The 14,940-nt window shown below is 69.3% G+C and carries 13 protein-coding genes; 11 read left to right on the forward strand and 2 right to left on the reverse strand.

The genetic code is table 11. The annotated features are described in order from the left end of the window. Positions 1-282: 282 nt before the first annotated feature. Positions 283-891, reverse strand: a complete 609-nt coding sequence (locus tag ACFVWW_RS25525; RefSeq protein ID WP_384193475.1) for a DNA-binding response regulator — start codon at positions 889-891, stop codon at positions 283-285. Positions 892-971: 80 nt separating this feature from the next. Continuing rightward, the gene (locus ACFVWW_RS25530; RefSeq protein WP_384193474.1) at positions 972-2,264 is read right to left on the reverse strand and encodes a sensor histidine kinase; all 1,293 of its coding nucleotides are present in this window, start codon (positions 2,262-2,264) and stop codon (positions 972-974) included. A 464-nt stretch (positions 2,265-2,728) separates the two neighbouring features. Between ACFVWW_RS25530 and ACFVWW_RS25535 the strand changes: the two genes are divergently transcribed. From ACFVWW_RS25535 to ACFVWW_RS25585, 11 genes are all read left to right on the forward strand, one after another. After that, on the forward strand, positions 2,729-4,015 hold the full coding sequence (locus ACFVWW_RS25535; protein WP_384193471.1) for an activator-dependent family glycosyltransferase: 1,287 nt from the start codon (positions 2,729-2,731) through the stop codon (positions 4,013-4,015). Between the two features lie 59 nt (positions 4,016-4,074). Beyond that, entirely contained in the window at positions 4,075-4,647 is a 573-nt protein-coding gene (locus ACFVWW_RS25540; protein WP_384193468.1) for a dTDP-4-dehydrorhamnose 3,5-epimerase family protein, read from the forward strand. Between the two features lie 121 nt (positions 4,648-4,768). Continuing rightward, positions 4,769-5,836: a glucose-1-phosphate thymidylyltransferase gene (locus ACFVWW_RS25545; RefSeq protein WP_384193465.1), complete on the forward strand. Its 1,068-nt coding sequence runs from the start codon at positions 4,769-4,771 to the stop codon at positions 5,834-5,836. Further along, on the forward strand, positions 5,833-6,819 hold the full coding sequence (rfbB, locus tag ACFVWW_RS25550; protein ID WP_384193463.1) for a dTDP-glucose 4,6-dehydratase: 987 nt from the start codon (positions 5,833-5,835) through the stop codon (positions 6,817-6,819). Before ACFVWW_RS25545 ends, rfbB begins: the two co-directional genes overlap by 4 nt. Next, positions 6,806-7,804 (forward strand): NAD-dependent epimerase/dehydratase family protein, encoded by a 999-nt coding sequence (locus ACFVWW_RS25555; RefSeq protein WP_384337696.1) that lies wholly within the window; start codon positions 6,806-6,808, stop codon positions 7,802-7,804. The genes rfbB and ACFVWW_RS25555 overlap by 14 nt, the downstream gene beginning before the upstream one ends. Before the next feature lie 2 nt (positions 7,805-7,806). Continuing rightward, the gene (rfbH, locus tag ACFVWW_RS25560; protein ID WP_384193459.1) at positions 7,807-9,111 is read left to right on the forward strand and encodes a lipopolysaccharide biosynthesis protein RfbH; all 1,305 of its coding nucleotides are present in this window, start codon (positions 7,807-7,809) and stop codon (positions 9,109-9,111) included. 42 nt (positions 9,112-9,153) lie between these two features. Continuing rightward, positions 9,154-9,897 carry an NAD-dependent epimerase/dehydratase family protein gene (locus ACFVWW_RS25565; protein ID WP_386877919.1) on the forward strand — a complete coding sequence of 248 codons (744 nt, stop codon included), beginning with the start codon at positions 9,154-9,156 and terminating at the stop codon, positions 9,895-9,897. A gap of 43 nt (positions 9,898-9,940) precedes the next feature. Next, the gene (locus ACFVWW_RS25570; RefSeq protein ID WP_386877918.1) at positions 9,941-11,338 is read left to right on the forward strand and encodes an NDP-hexose 2,3-dehydratase family protein; all 1,398 of its coding nucleotides are present in this window, start codon (positions 9,941-9,943) and stop codon (positions 11,336-11,338) included. Then, positions 11,335-12,321 carry a Gfo/Idh/MocA family protein gene (locus ACFVWW_RS25575; RefSeq protein ID WP_386877917.1) on the forward strand — a complete coding sequence of 329 codons (987 nt, stop codon included), beginning with the start codon at positions 11,335-11,337 and terminating at the stop codon, positions 12,319-12,321. Before ACFVWW_RS25570 ends, ACFVWW_RS25575 begins: the two co-directional genes overlap by 4 nt. A 70-nt stretch (positions 12,322-12,391) precedes the next feature. Beyond that, a complete protein-coding gene (locus ACFVWW_RS25580; RefSeq protein WP_386877916.1) occupies positions 12,392-13,573 on the forward strand; it encodes a macrolide family glycosyltransferase in 1,182 nt (393 codons plus the stop codon). Between the two features lie 220 nt (positions 13,574-13,793). Next, positions 13,794-14,846, forward strand: a complete 1,053-nt coding sequence (locus ACFVWW_RS25585; protein ID WP_386877915.1) for an alpha/beta hydrolase — start codon at positions 13,794-13,796, stop codon at positions 14,844-14,846. Positions 14,847-14,940: the final 94 nt, after the last annotated feature.

The raw sequence follows: 14,940 nt of genomic DNA on the forward strand, positions 1-14,940 counted from the left end.
CCGAACGACGCCGTCTCCGAGGTGAACCGGTCACCCGTCAGCTGCATCCCGTCACCCGAGTCACCCGCGAAACGGATGATCACCCGGTCCAGACGACGGACCCCGGGAGCCGGACGAGTCGTTCCGTCCGTGCTCCCGGGGGCGCTCGTATCACTGGTATGAGTTGTGTCAACGGCCACCGGCCGCTCCTTCCCGTCGACGCAGCTGGGTGGCTGCCGCCGAACGGTATTGAGCGACCCTTGTGACCGGCCAAAGCCGCCTGACCGCGACCGGCGGATGCCGTTACGGCAGCCAGTCCGCGTCCCTGGCGATACGGATCGCGTCGACCCGGTTGCGCGCGTTGAGCTTGGTGACGATGGTGGTCAGATAGTTGCGCACCGTCCCCGCCGACAACCGCAGCATGGAGGCGATCTCCCGTGCCTCCGCGCCTTCCGCCGCGAGCCGCAGTACCTGGGCCTCCCGGTCGGTGAGGGGGTTCTCGAACTCTCCCCAGGCGGCCAGCGCCAGTTCCGGGTCGACGGCTCGGTGCCCCGCGGCCACCCGCCGTACGGCTGCGGCGAGTTCGGCGGACGGCGCGTCCTTGAGGAGAAATCCGGAGACCCGGGCCTCAAGGGCCCGGCGCAGGGTGCCGGGCCGGCCGAGGCTGGTGAGGATGAGGGCGCGGCACTGGGGGAGCCGTTCGCGCAGCTGAGTCGCCGCTGACAGACCGTCGACACCGGGCAGATCGATGTCGATGATGGCGACCTCGGGCCGGTGCTTGAGCGCCATGTCGACGATCTGGTCCCCGCGTTCGACCTCACAGACCACTTCGAGATCCTCTTGGAGATTCAGCAGAGCGACCAGGGCGCCGCGGACCATGTTCATGTCCTCTGCGATCAGTATCCGTATCACTGAGTTCCCGTCTGCGGTCCGTGCGGGCTCGGATCGTGGCGAGGTGTCGTGGTCCGTACCGTTGCTGAAGGCTTGCGCGGTCATGCGGCTGATCCATTGGGCGGGAACGTGATCTCCCTTGGCTCCGCAGCTAATTCCGCGGAGGTTTCCGATGTCCTTCTCGTGGGCGCTTCGGCGAGGAGGCGGAATATGCCGTCTTTTCCGGGGCCCGATTCGAGGCGTCCGCCTATGACGGTCATGCGTGCGTGGAGGTTACCGAGTCCGCTGCCACTGTGCGGTGCGGGGTTGTGGTAAGCGGGGTCGACGCCGTCGTTTTCGACCACGAGGCGCACCAGGCCGTCCTGTTGGACGGCTTTGATGCCGCAGTGTGTGGCGTTGCTGTGTCGCAGCAGGTTGGTGACGGCTTCGCGCAGCGTGGTGGCGAGCGCGGTCTCGACGTGGGGGGAGAGTGTGCCGAGTTCGACCTGCGCCTGTACGTCGATGTCGGCGGCGTCGAGCATCGTCTGCGCGGTTCTGATCTCCTGCTGGAGTGACATGGTGCGGTAACCGCTGGCGGTCTTGCGGACATCGGCGAGGGACTGGCCGGCGATGGTCAGGACCTCGTTGATCTCTTTCATGGCGCGGTGGGGGTGGGTGGGGATGAGGCGGTGGATGAGTTCGCTTTTGAGGGTGATGGCGGAGAGGCTGAAGCCGAGGAGGTCGTGGAGGTCGCGGGCGAAGCGGAGCCGTTCTCCGGTGACGGCCTGGCGGGCGAGTTCACCGCGGGTGGTGTGGAGGTGTGTGATCAGTTCCGTCAGCCGGGTGAGCCCGTAGAGGACGAGTCCCGCGAGGAGTGTGGTGTGGGAGAAGGGGATGCTCTCGATGAGCGGTCGGCCGTCGAGGAGGGGTGGGATGAGCATGCTGAGGCCCACGGCGGCGTAGAGCGGCCAGGCCACGCGGGGTGGTAGGAGCAGCAGGAGTGAGCCGGCCAAGTAGCCGGCCATGGTTTCCCAGTAGCCATGGAAGACAAGGATCGGAAGGTAGGTCAGGAGTGCCTGGAAGGCAAGGATCAGGCATTTCCGGGTCAGGGGTGCCTGGTTGCTGCCCGGTGCGGAGTGGAGGAGTTGCAGGGCGAGGATCAGCAGGAGGAGCAGGCTGGTTGCCTCGCCCGTCGGGGACATTCCCGCGCTCAGGATGCCGATGGCGGTGAGGAGCGCGTAGCCCAGCAGCGCGGTGATGAGGATGGTGCGCGCCAGCCGGGAAACGGGAAGGTCGTTGCTGGGGCTGGGCGGGGCTACCGCCTCGGGTCTGCGGCCCCGCGACTCGTCCGCACTGTCGGAACGGTCGTGACTGTCCATCATCTGCAACCTGTCCCCCGCAACCATGTGCGTCATCCTGCGGGGATGATAAGTCAACGTGGTAAAGCGTGTGCAGCGATCAGGGTCTCGTGGACACAAATTTGCGGAACCAATCGGCCCTAAGGGCCGTCCCGTAATCCCTGGCGGGCGCACCACGACAGCTACGGCACCTCGCTGGCTTGTCGGAACGCCCGAATACATCCAGTACATGGGTGATCCTCCGGCTGGCGACACGGCACTGGACCCCATGGGCTGATCCGCGAATATCCGCCGGACAGGACCCGGGGCGATGGAGCCCGGGCGGCTCCCGGGAGCCGGTCACCCCGCGCCGCGGCGGCGGAACGCCCGCGCGAAGACGAAGACGTGGCCACCGTGCCGGCCGCCGACGGGAGGCTGCTCCCTGTCCGCTCTGCACAAGCGGCTCTTTAGAGCCCCCTCGCAGGATTCGAGAGCGAACAGCACGCGTCGGCGTTGAGCCGGCAGTCTCGGAGAGGTCAGCGATGCGCGTTCTTTTCACCATCTTCCCGACATCGGCACATCTCTATCCAGCCATTCCGCTGGCATGGGCGCTGCAGAGTGCCGGTCACGAGGTCGTGGTGGCGAGCCCCGAGGGTGTGGTCGATCCGAAGGTGATCGCGAACATCACCTCGGCCGGCCTCACCGCGGTGTCGCTGGGCGGCAAGGAGGAGCTCACCGCCTCACTGGCGCCCCTCATCGCCGGTGCGGGCCCCAGCAGGCCCACCCTGGCGCTCGACCCTGACGACGAGAACGCCTGGCGCCAAGCCAGGGCCGTCCTCGGCGGCATGTTCAACGCGTACTACCCGCCGGGGCCGGCGAGCGGCGGGCCTCGTCCGATCCTGGACAAGCTGGTGGAATTCGCCCGGGACTGGCGTCCTGACCTGGTGCTGTGGGATCCGCTGGCGCCGACCGGGGCGGTGGCCGCGCGTGCTTGCGGCGCCGCCCATGCCCGCCTTCTGTTCGGTATGGACAACATCGGTCTGATCCGTTCCAAGACACGGCAGGAGCTGGCCGATCCGTCCTCGGGCCTGACCGAGGACCCGTGGATGGCGTGGCTGGGCCCGGTGCTGGAGCGTTACGGGCTCGACTTCACCGAGGAGACGCTGGTCGGCCAGTGGACCCTCGACCTGACCCAGTCCCGGATGCGTAACCCGCTGGACCTGATGTACGTCCCGGTCCGCCGGGTTCCGTACAACGGGGCCGCCACGCTTCCTCAGTGGCTGCACGCCCGGCCCGAGCGGCCCCGCGCGGTGCTCACCCTGGGTGTGAGCCGCCGACTGCTCGCCGGGAAGCACAGTGGCTTCCCGATGCGGGAGTTCTTCGACTCCGTGTCCGGCCTGGACCTGGAACTGGTCGCGACGCTGAACAGCGAGCAGCTCACCGCCGTGGGCACGCTCCCGGACAACGTCCGCGCCATCGAGTACGTACCGCTCAACCAGGTGCTGCCCACCAGCTCGGCGATCATCCACCACGGTGGCGGCGGGACGTTCGCCGCCGCCGTCGCCTTCAAGGTGCCGCAGCTCGTCGTGCCGCTCCCGATGTGGGACGAGATGGTCACGGCGCGGTACGTCGAGCGGCGGGGCGCGGGACTGGTCGCCGACCCGGCGACGATCGACGCAGGCAGCACGCAGAAGGACCTCGTCCGGCTGATCGAGGAGCCGTCCTTCCAGCTCGGGGCCCGCGGTCTGTACGAGGACATGCTGGCCGCCCCGGCGCCGAAGGACGTGGTCCCGGTCCTGGAGAGGCTGACCGCGGAGCATCGCGGCTGAGCGGCCGGCCTTCGCCCGCACAGCACGAGTCGAGTTCAGGACGAAAGGGCGAGCGAGCCGTGCGCATCGAGGAAACCACCATCCCCGGCACGTTTCTGATCGAGCCGGACCACATATCCGACGACCGTGGTGTGTTCTACGAGTCGATGCGGTCCGACGAACTGGAGCGGGCCGCGGGGATCACCTTCCAGCCCCGTCAGATCAACTACTCGGTCTCCAAGCGCCACACCCTGCGCGGCATCCACAGCGTGAGCAGCCCTCCGGGGCAGGCCAAGTTCGTCACCTGCGTCCGGGGCGCGCTGCGCGACATCGTCGTCGACCTGCGGGTCGGTTCGCCCACCTTCGGCAAGCACCAGGTGAACGAACTGGACGCCGCCTCGGGCCGGTCCGTGTACGTCCCGGAGGGCGTCGGCCACGGATTCCTGGCGCTCACCGACGACAGCTGCATCTGTTACGTCGTCTCCAGCACGTACGTCCCCGGAACACAGATCGACATCAACCCGCTCGACCTCGACCTGGACCTGCCCTGGGACTGCGCCGGGACACCGCTGATCTCGGACAAGGACGCGAAGGCGCCCACACTGGCCGAGGCCCTGGCAGCGGGCACGCTGTCCGATTTCGACGCCGCCTGACGCGGCGACACCCCTGTCCTGCCGGCCGCCGGCGCACCGGGACGACGAGTGCACGGCCGAGCGGCTGCGAACCGCGCACCAGACCGAAAAGGCATCACCACATGAATCGAGAGGACCTGCCATGAAGGCTCTGGTGTTGGCCGGCGGATCGGGCACCCGCCTACGGCCCTTCAGCTACTCGATGCCCAAACAGCTCATCCCCATCGCGAACACGCCCGTCCTGGAACACGTTCTGAGGAACATCCTGGACCTGGGCGTGACCGAGATCGGGGTCATCGTCGGCGACCGCGCCCCCGAGATCCACCAGGCGCTCGGGGACGGATCGCGGTTCGGGGCACAGCTGACCTACATCCAGCAGGAAGCTCCGCTCGGCCTCGCCCACACCGTCGCCATCGCCCGGGACTTCCTCGGCGACGACGACTTCGTGATGTACCTCGGCGACAACATGCTGCCCGAGGGGATCGTCGGCATCGCCGAGGAGTTCGCCGCGCACCGCCCGGCCGCCCATGTCGTGGTGTACAAGGTCCCGGACCCGCGCGCCTTCGGCGTGGCCGAACTGGGCCCCGGCGGCGAGGTGCTGCGCCTGGTGGAGAAGCCGCAGCAGCCGCGCAGCGACCTGGCCCTGATGGGCGTGTACTTCTTCACCGACGCCATCCACGAGGCGGTCGAGGCCATTGAGCCCAGCGCCCGCGGCGAGCTGGAGATCACCGACGCGATCCAGTGGCTGGTGTCGGCGGGAGCGGATGTGCGGGCCAGCCAGTACGAGGGGTACTGGAAGGACACCGGGAACGTCGAGGACGTCCTGGAGTGCAACCAGCACATCCTGGAGAACCTGCGGCCCTCCGTGGCCGGTGAGGTCGACGACGCCAGCGTGCTGGCAGGACCGGTCGTCGTGGAAGAAGGGGCGCGCATCGTGCGCTCCCACATCGAGGGGCCGGCGATCATCGGTGCCGGCACGGTCGTGGAGGACAGCCACATCGGCCCGCACACGTCCATCGGACGCGGCTGTGCGATCACCGGAAGCCGGGTGGAGTACTCCATAGCCCTGGACGGCGCGTCGGTCACCGGCGTCCAGGGCCTGCGCAGTTCCGTCATCGGTCGCTCCGCCTCCGTCGGCACCATCGGGCAGAGCACGGACCGTTACCGCCTGGTGGTCGGAGACCACACCCGAGTGGAAGTCGCGGCATGAGGATCCTCATCACAGGAGCAGCCGGTTTCATCGGCTCCAACTTCGTCCGTAACCTCCTCGCGGACAACTACGCGGGGTGGGAGGGCGCCAAGGTCACCGCCCTGGACAAGCTGACCTATGCGGGCAACCGCGCCAACCTGCCGGCCTCGCACCCGCGCCTGGAGTTCGTCCGGGGCGACATCTGCGACTCGGGCCTGCTGCGCGAACTGCTGCCCGGACACGACGCCGTGGTGCACTTCGCCGCGGAGTCCCACGTGGACCGCTCACTGGAGGGCGCGGGGGAGTTCTTCCGCACCAACGTCCTGGGCACCCAGACGCTGCTCGACGCCGTGCTGGACAGCGGTGTCGAGCGGGTCGTGCACGTCTCCACCGACGAGGTGTACGGCTCGATCGGGGAGGGCTCCTGGACCGAGGACTGGCCGCTGCTGCCCAATACCCCCTACGCGGCCTCCAAGGCCTGTTCCGACCTGGTCGCCCGCACCTACTGGCGCACCCACGGAGTGGACCTCTCCATCACGCGCTGCTCCAACAACTACGGGCCGTACCAGCACCCCGAGAAGCTCATCCCGCTGTTCGTCACCAACCTGCTCGAAGGGCAGCAGGTGCCGCTGTACGGCGACGGACTCAACATCCGCGAGTGGCTGCATGTGGACGACCACTGCCGTGGCATCCACCTCGTGCTCGGAGGCGGCCGGGCCGGTGAGATCTACAACATCGGCGGCGGCAACGAGCAGACCAACCGCGACATCACCGAGCGGCTGCTCGAACTGACCGGCTCGGGACCGGAGATGATCCGCCGTGTCGCCGACCGCAAGGCGCACGACCTGCGGTACTCCATCGACGAGTCCAAGATCCGGGAAGAGCTGGGCTATGCGCCGCTGACCGGATTCGAGGAGGGCCTGTCCGCCACGGTGGCCTGGTACCGCGACAACCCCGACTGGTGGAAGACCGTCAAGTACGGGGCCGAACGTGCGGACGGCTGACAACGGCGGAGCCGCCGGGCTCCGCGTCGTGGTGCTCGGGGGCACCGGCTATCTGGGCCGCCGCATCGGCGAGGCGTTCACCGCCGACGGCGCCCTGGTGCACCTGGTGTCCCGGAGCCCGGCGGCGGACGCCCCGGCGGACCCGCGTTCCGTCCGCATGGACCTGCTGGCGGCCGGCCCGCGAGAACTCACCGAGTTCTTCGGCTCGGTGCGGCCCGACGTGGTGGTCAACGCCGCCGGCCGGGTCTGGCAGTCCGGCGAGCCCGAGATGGCCGCAGGCAACGCGGACCTGGTGGCCCGGGTGACGGAGTCACTCGTCGGCCTGCCCCGCCCGCCGCGGCTGATCCAGCTCGGCACCGTCCACGAGTACGGCGCCGGCACGCCGGGCGCCGGCACCTCCGAGGAGCACGAGCCCGCTCCCGTCACACCGTACGGGCGCACCAAACTCCTCGGCACCCGGATCGTGCTACGGGCCGCGGCGGAACACGGCCTGGACGGTGTGGTACTCCGCCTCGCCAACGTGATCGGCGCCGGGGTGCCGGCCGGCAGCCTCTTCGGCATGGTCGCCGCGCACCTCGGCGAGGCCGCCCGCGCCCAGCTCCTGGGCGAGAAGCCGGACGAGCTCAGGCTCCCGCCGCTGCGCGCCCACCGCGACATCGTGGACGCGCATGACGCCGTCGACGCCGTACGGGCCGCCGCCATCGCGCCGGGGGCGGACCTCAGTGGCCACGTGGTCAACATCGGCCGCGGCGAGGCGGTTCCGATGCATGCGCTGATCCATCGCATGGTCGAACTCAGCGGTGTGGATCTCCCGGTCGTCGAGGCCGTTGCCGACCAGCCCGCACGCACCGACGCGGAGTGGCTGCAACTGGACGTCTCACGGGCGCTGCGGCTCCTGCGATGGCAGCCGCGGCGCACCCTCGACGCCTCGCTGCGCGACCTGCTCGCGGCCGTGCTGCCGGCGCCAGTCAACGGAAGGAAATGACCATGAGCGACAACAAAGAACTGGTGCTGGACGAGGTCCGCAAGTACCACCGGGAGACCGCGCCCAAAAGGGAGTTCGAGCCCGGGGTGACCGAGATCTGGCCCTCCGGCGCGGTCCTGGACGAAGAGGACCGGGTCGCCATTGTCGAGGCCGCGCTGACCATGCGCATCGCCGCCGGGCCCAGCTCCAAGAAGTTCGAGTCCGACTTCGCCAAGCGCCTGAAGCGACGCAAGGCCCATCTGACCAACTCCGGTTCGTCGGCCAACCTCCTCGCCGTCTCGGCCCTCACCTCGCACCAGCTCGGTGACCGGCGGCTGAAGCCGGGCGACGAGGTGATCACCGTCGCGGCGGGATTCCCCACCACCGTCAACCCGATCCTGCAGAACGGCCTCCTGCCGGTCTTCGTGGACGTGGATCTGACCACGTACAACACCACGGCCGACCGGGTGGCGCGGGCCATCGGCCCCAAGACCCGGGCGATCATCATCGCGCACGCGCTCGGCAACCCCTTCGAGGTCGCCGAGGTCGCCCAGCTCGCCAAGGACAACGACCTCTTCCTCATCGAGGACAACTGCGACGCGGTCGGCTCCACCTACGACGGTCAGATCACCGGCACCTTCGGCGACCTGACCACGGTCAGCTTCTACCCCGCGCACCACCTCACCATGGGCGAGGGCGGCTGTGTCCTCACCTCCAACCTCGGCCTGGCCCGCATCGTGGAGTCGCTGCGCGACTGGGGGCGGGACTGCTGGTGCGAACCCGGCAAGAACAACACCTGCTTCAAGCGGTTCGAGTACCAGATGGGCAACCTGCCCGCCGGATACGACCACAAGTACATCTTCTCCCATGTCGGTTACAACCTGAAGGGAACCGACATCCAGGCCGCGCTGGGCCTCACGCAGCTCGCCAAGCTCGACGGCTTCATCGAGGCACGGCGGCGCAACTGGCGCCGGCTGCGCGAGGGACTGGACGGTGTGCCGGGCCTGCTGCTCCCCGAGCCGACCCCGCGGTCCGAGCCGAGCTGGTTCGGTTTCGTCATCACCGTCGACCCCGAGGCCCGCTTCACCCGCGCCGAACTGGTCGCCCACCTGGAGGAGCGGAAGATCGGCACCCGGCGGCTGTTCGCCGGCAACCTCACCCGCCAGCCGGCCTACATCGGCCAGCCCCACCGCATCGTCGGCGAGCTCACCAACAGCGACGTCATCACCGAGCACACCTTCTGGATCGGCGTCTACCCGGGGCTCACCGACGAAATGCTCGACTACATGACCGCCACGATCAAGGAGTTCGTGGCCCAGCGCGGCTGAGCCCGACGGACCGCCTCCCACCCAGAGATCAGGACGAGGACGATGGACATTGTGGGAACCGGTTTCCTGGCGCGGAGTCTGCGTCCGCTGGCCGGCCGGCATCCGGGCACCGTGGCCCTCGCCGCGGGGGAGTCCAGAACGAGCGGGGCCACCGACGCGGACTTCGCGCGGGAGGCCGCACTGCTGCGCGATGTCGCCAAGCAGTGCGCGGCCAACGGGCAGCGGCTGCTGTTCTTCTCCACGGCCGCGACCGGAATGTACGGGTTCGCCGAGGGACCGGGCGACGAGGACACCCCGGTGACCCCCTACACCTCCTACGGCGCACACAAACTCGAGCTCGAGGACCAGCTGCGTGACTCCGGGGTCGACTACCTCATCCTCCGGCTGGCGCACCTGGTGGGACCGCACGGGCGCTACCACCAGCTCATCCCCACGCTGCTGCGGCAGGTACGCGAGGGGGTGGTCACCATGCACCGGGGCGCCGGCCGTGACCTGCTCCGGGTCAGCGACGCGATAACGATCATCGACCGGCTGCTCGCCGCGGGTCTGCGGGCCGACACGGTCAACGTGGCCTCCGGTTTCGCCGTCCCGGTGGAAGACATCGTCGACCATCTCGCCGGCGCGCTGGGGCTCGAACCGCGCAAGGAGTACGTGGCCACGGGCGTCCAGTACGCCATCTCCACCAAGAAGCTGCTCGCCCTGGTCCCTCACGTGGCGGACATGGGCTTCGGCCCCGACTACTACCGCCTGGTTCTCAACGACCTCCTCGCGGCCGAAGATGCCTGACCCGGCCGCGTACGCATCACGAGAAAGGCAGGGAGTCCCTCCGATGCCGTCCCACATCATCCAGACGCGTGAGAACAAGAGCCTGCCCGACCGCATCGCTCTGTCGGCCGCCGCCGCCCAGGGTGCGCACCTGCGTACCGAAGACTTCGGCGACTGGCTGGCCGAGCGGGGCAGGGCCAATACCTTCCGGGTGGAGCGGATACCGTTCGCGGAGCTGGACGGCTGGTCGTTCCAGGAGTCCACCGGGAACCTGGTGCACCGCAGCGGCCGGTTCTTCACCGTCGAGGGCCTGCATGTCACGGAGGAGGGGGAACCGCACGGCGACGGTCCCTACGCCGACTGGTACCAGCCCATCATCAAACAGCCCGAGGTGGGCATCCTCGGCATCCTCGTCAAGGAATTCGACGGGGTGCTGCACTTCCTGATGCAGGCGAAGATGGAGCCGGGCAACCCGAACCTGCTCCAGCTCTCGCCCACGGTCCAGGCGACCCGCAGCAACTACACCAAGGCCCACAAGGGCGCGGACGTCAAGTACATCGAGTACTTCGTCGGGCCGAACCGCGGCCGGATCGTCGCGGACGTGCTCCAGTCCGAGCACGGCTCGTGGTTCTACCGCAAGTCCAACCGCAACATGGTGGTGGAGGCGGTGGGTGACGTCCCGCTGCTGGACGACTTCTGCTGGCTCACCCTCGGGCAGATCCACGAGCTGCTGAGCCGGGACAACGTGGTCAACATGGACTCCCGTACGGTGCTGTCCTGCCTGCCCTTCGCGGACGGCTCGGACGGCGCGCTGCTCTCCGACATCGAACTGCTCTCCTGGATCACGGGCGAGCGCACCCGGCACTCCGTGCGGACCGAGCGCGTCCCGCTGGACTCCATTCCCGGCTGGAAGCGCGGCGAGAGCGAGATCGAGCACGGGGAGGGCCGCTACTTCAACGTCGTGGCCGTGTCCGTACGGGCGGGAAACCGCGAGGTGACGGGCTGGACCCAGCCCCTGTTCGAGCCGGTCGGCCTGGGTGTCACCGCCTTCCTCACCCGCGAGTTCGGCGGCGTCCAGCATGTGCTGGCGCACGCCCGGGTGGAGGCCGGCTTCCTCGACACCCTCGAGCTGGGACCGACCGTGCAGTGCACTCCGGACAACTACGCCCACCTGCCCGAGAAGGAACGCCCCCGGTTCCTGGACACGGTGCTGCGCGCCGGCGCGGACCGCATCCGTTACGAGGTCGTGCACTCCGAGGAGGGCGGGCGCTTCCTCAACGCCGAGAGCCGCTTCCTCATCGTCGAGGCGGACGAGGCCGACGCTCCGCTCGACCCGCCGCCCGGCTATGCCTGGGTCACCCCCGCGCAGCTCACCACCCTGGTCCGGCACGGCCACTACCTCAACGTCCAGGCCCGCACCATGCTCGCCTGCCTCAACGCGACGGCGACGAGTACCCGGTGACCGGACCCTTGCGGGTGGGAGTGATCGGATGCGCGGGCATCGCGGTGCGCCGTATGCTTCCCGCCTTCGCCGCCTGCCCCGACATCGAGATCGCGGCCGTGGCCAGCCGGGATCCGGCCAAGGCGCGGCAGGTCGCGGAGCGCTTCGGCTGCCGTCCCGTGCACGGATACGGCGAGCTCCTCGAACTCGACGACATCCAGGCCGTCTACATACCGCTGCCCGCGGCGCTGCACGCCCGGTGGACCGAGGCGGCACTGAACACGGGCCGGCACGTCCTCGCCGAGAAGCCCCTGACCACCGACCGCCACCGCACCGGCGAACTGCTCGAACTCGCCGCATCCCGCGACCTGGTGCTCATGGAGAACGTCATGTTCGTCCATCACCACCGGCACCGGGCCGTGCAGCGCCTGGTCGCCGACGGCGCGATAGGTGAACTGCGGTCGTTCCACGCGGCGTTCACCATCCCCCCACAGCCGGACGGTGACATCAGATACGACCCCGAACTCGGCGGCGGGGCACTGGCGGACGTCGGGGTCTACCCCCTCCGGGCCGCACTGCACTTCCTCGGCCCCGAACTCGACGTCGTCGGCGCCCGCCTCGTCCGGGGCGCGGGACGTCGGGTCGAGACCTCCGGCGCCGCGCTGCTGAGCACTCCCGGCGCCGTCACGGCCCAGATCACCTTCGGCATGGAGCACGCCTACCGCTCGTCGTACGAACTGTGGGGCAGCGAGGGCAGCATCACCGTCGACCGGGCGTTCACCCCGCCCGCCGACCACGTCCCCGTGATCGGCCTGCACCGCGACGGGAAGACCGAGGAGATCCGGCTCGAACCGCACGATCAGGTGGCGGCCACCGTCGCGGCCTTCGCCGCCGCGGTACGCACCGGAACCCTCCCGGACACCCGCGCCACCCTGCGGCAGGCGGAACTTCTCGACGAGACACACCGGTCCGCCTCGCGCGGAGAACCCCTCAGAACTGGATGAGCGGCCGCTGCCCGGGCCCCTCGGCGATGACCGGCCGAAGGACACCGGCAGGGCATGGAAGGAGACATTCGTGCAACGCCACATCGCTTTCTTCAACTTTCCGGCCGTAGGCCATGTCAATCCCACGATCGGCGTGGTCGAGGAACTGGTGAAACGAGGTCATCGCGTCACCTGCACCGCGACGGACCATTTCGCCCCCATAGTGAAGGCCGCCGGCGCCGAAGCGGTCAGGTACGACTCGGTCTTCGGCGACTTCTACCGCGCCCCCCTGACCGCCGAGGAGAACGCGGGCGAGGGACTGCGGTGCCTGGACGAAAGCACCTCCCTCGTGGAACAGGTCGCGCCGTTCTACGAGGACAACCGGCCGGATGTGATCGTCCATGACTTCATGGCGTGGGGAGCGCGGTTCTTCGCCGCCAAGAACGACATTCCGCTGATCCGTACCTATCCGGTGTTCGGGGCGAACGAACACTTCTCGCTCCGGGAGAAGTTCCCGGTGGCGGAGCTGAACGACCCGCAGATCATGGAAGCGGTGAAGAAGCTCGCGGGTGTGCTGCCCCAGTTCGGCCTGGCGCCCGACCCGATGGGCTTCCTTGCGGGGATCGAGAAGCTCGGGATCATCTTCCTCCCGCGCGAATTCCAGTACGCGGGCGAGACCTTCGACGAACGGTTCGTCTTCACCGGGCCCTGCATCGCCGAACGCCCCTACCAGGGCAGCTGGCAGCCGGCCTCGGCGGACCGGCCCGTGCTGCTGATCTCGCTCGGCACCTCGGCCAGGGGCTGGTCGGAGTTCTTCACGATGGCCATCGAGGCCTTCGCCGACTCCGAGTGGGACGTCCTCATCACCGTCGGTGAGCACACCGACCCCGCCGGCCTCGGGCCGCTGCCCGCGAACGTCGACGTACGCCGGTACGCGCCGCAGCTCGACGTGCTGCGCCACGCCAAGCTGTTCATCACCCACGGCGGTATGAACAGCACCATGGAGTCGCTGGACAACGGCGTGCCCATGGTGGTCGTGCCGCAGACGAGCGAGCAGCGGGCGAACGCCCAGCGCGTGGAAGAGCTGGGCCTCGGCCGCCGTCTGGCCAAGGAGGACGTCACGGTGCAGAGCCTGCGCGAGGCCGTGGCCCAGGTGACGGGCGACGCGTCCGTGACCGACCGGGTGCGGGCCATGCGGGAGCGCATGCGGTCCATGGACGGTCCGGCCGTCGCGGCCGACGCAGTCGAGGCGTACCTGGCCCAGCAGAGCTGAGTACCCGCCGCCGCGACACGGATCCGTGTCGCGGCGGCGGGCCCGCACCGGTGTCGTACGGCCCTCGCTCACAGGCCGTACGACACCGGTCGGCATCGGCCGGCCCGGTCAAGGTCCGGGGCCGTCCGAACCACCACATCGCAGCCGACCGGGCCTCGGGCCTCGGTCCGCGCCGTCTCGACGGCGCCACCCACTGACCGGGGACGGTGACTCGACAGCCATGGACCATCTGGAAGAACTCAAGGAATTCGCCCGCCTGCACGCCCGGGGCCAGGGCATGACGGCCGAGCACGCCACGCGCGTCCTCGCCCGTATCACCAACGACACCACGGGGGATCCGGACTCCTGGGCCGCGGTGTGGACCGCCGAGGGCCGGGCCGCCGCCACCCGCGGTGATCTCCTCGACGCGTGCCGGCACTACGCGCTCGCCCGTTTCCCGTACCACGGTGACGCCGATCGCCTGCACGCCCAGCGGCTCTGCGTCGACACCTTCGACCAGTGGCGCGGTGACCAGGACGGCATCGAGCGCCTGGAGTTCGACCACGCCGACGGCACCGTCGCCTGCTGGGCTGCCGGGCTCGACAGGTCCCGCCCGCTGCTGGTCGTCATGGGCGGCATCGTCAGCGTCAAGGAACAGTGGGCGCCGCTGCTGCCCCTGCTGCGCAAACTCGGCTTCGCCGCCGTCGTCACCGAGCTGCCGGGCGTCGGCGAGAACACCGTCACCTACGGCCCCGATTCCTGGCGCACCCTCAGCTTCCTGCTCGACCAGCTCGCCGACCGCGCCCAGGTCTCCGACACCTCGATGCTGGCCCTCAGCTTCAGCGGCCACCTCGCCCTCGGCGCCGCCGCCGAGGACCCCCGCATCCGCCGCGTCCTCACCGTGGGCGCGCCCGTCGCCGACTTCTTCACCGACGAGGCCTGGTGGCCTCGGGTGCCCGGCATCACGACCGACACCCTGCGCCGCCTCACCGGCAGCAAGGACCTCACCGAACTCCGGCACCGGCTGGCGCAGTTCGCGCTCACACCGGAGCAGCTCCGGCAGGTGCGGATACCCGTCAGGTACGTCGCCAGCAGCCGCGACGAGATCATCCCGGACACGGATCAGGCGCTGCTGCGCGGCACGCTCGACGACGTCCGGTTCAAGACGTTCGACGACGTGCACGGTTCGCCCGCCCATCTCGACGCGATGCGGCGCTGGCTCATCTCCCAGCTGCTGTGGCTGCGCTTCGCGCGCCGCCGCGCCCGGCCGACGACGAGCGTGAGGGCCTCATGAGCGAGCTCAGGAACGACGACGGTACGACCTCCGGCACCGCGATCGGCACCGTGTGGCCGTGGCAGACACTGGCCTCACTCGGTATCACCGAGAG

The sequence above is a fragment of the Streptomyces sp. NPDC058198 genome (genome assembly GCF_042882605.1).
GTDB lineage: Bacteria > Actinomycetota > Actinomycetes > Streptomycetales > Streptomycetaceae > Streptomyces.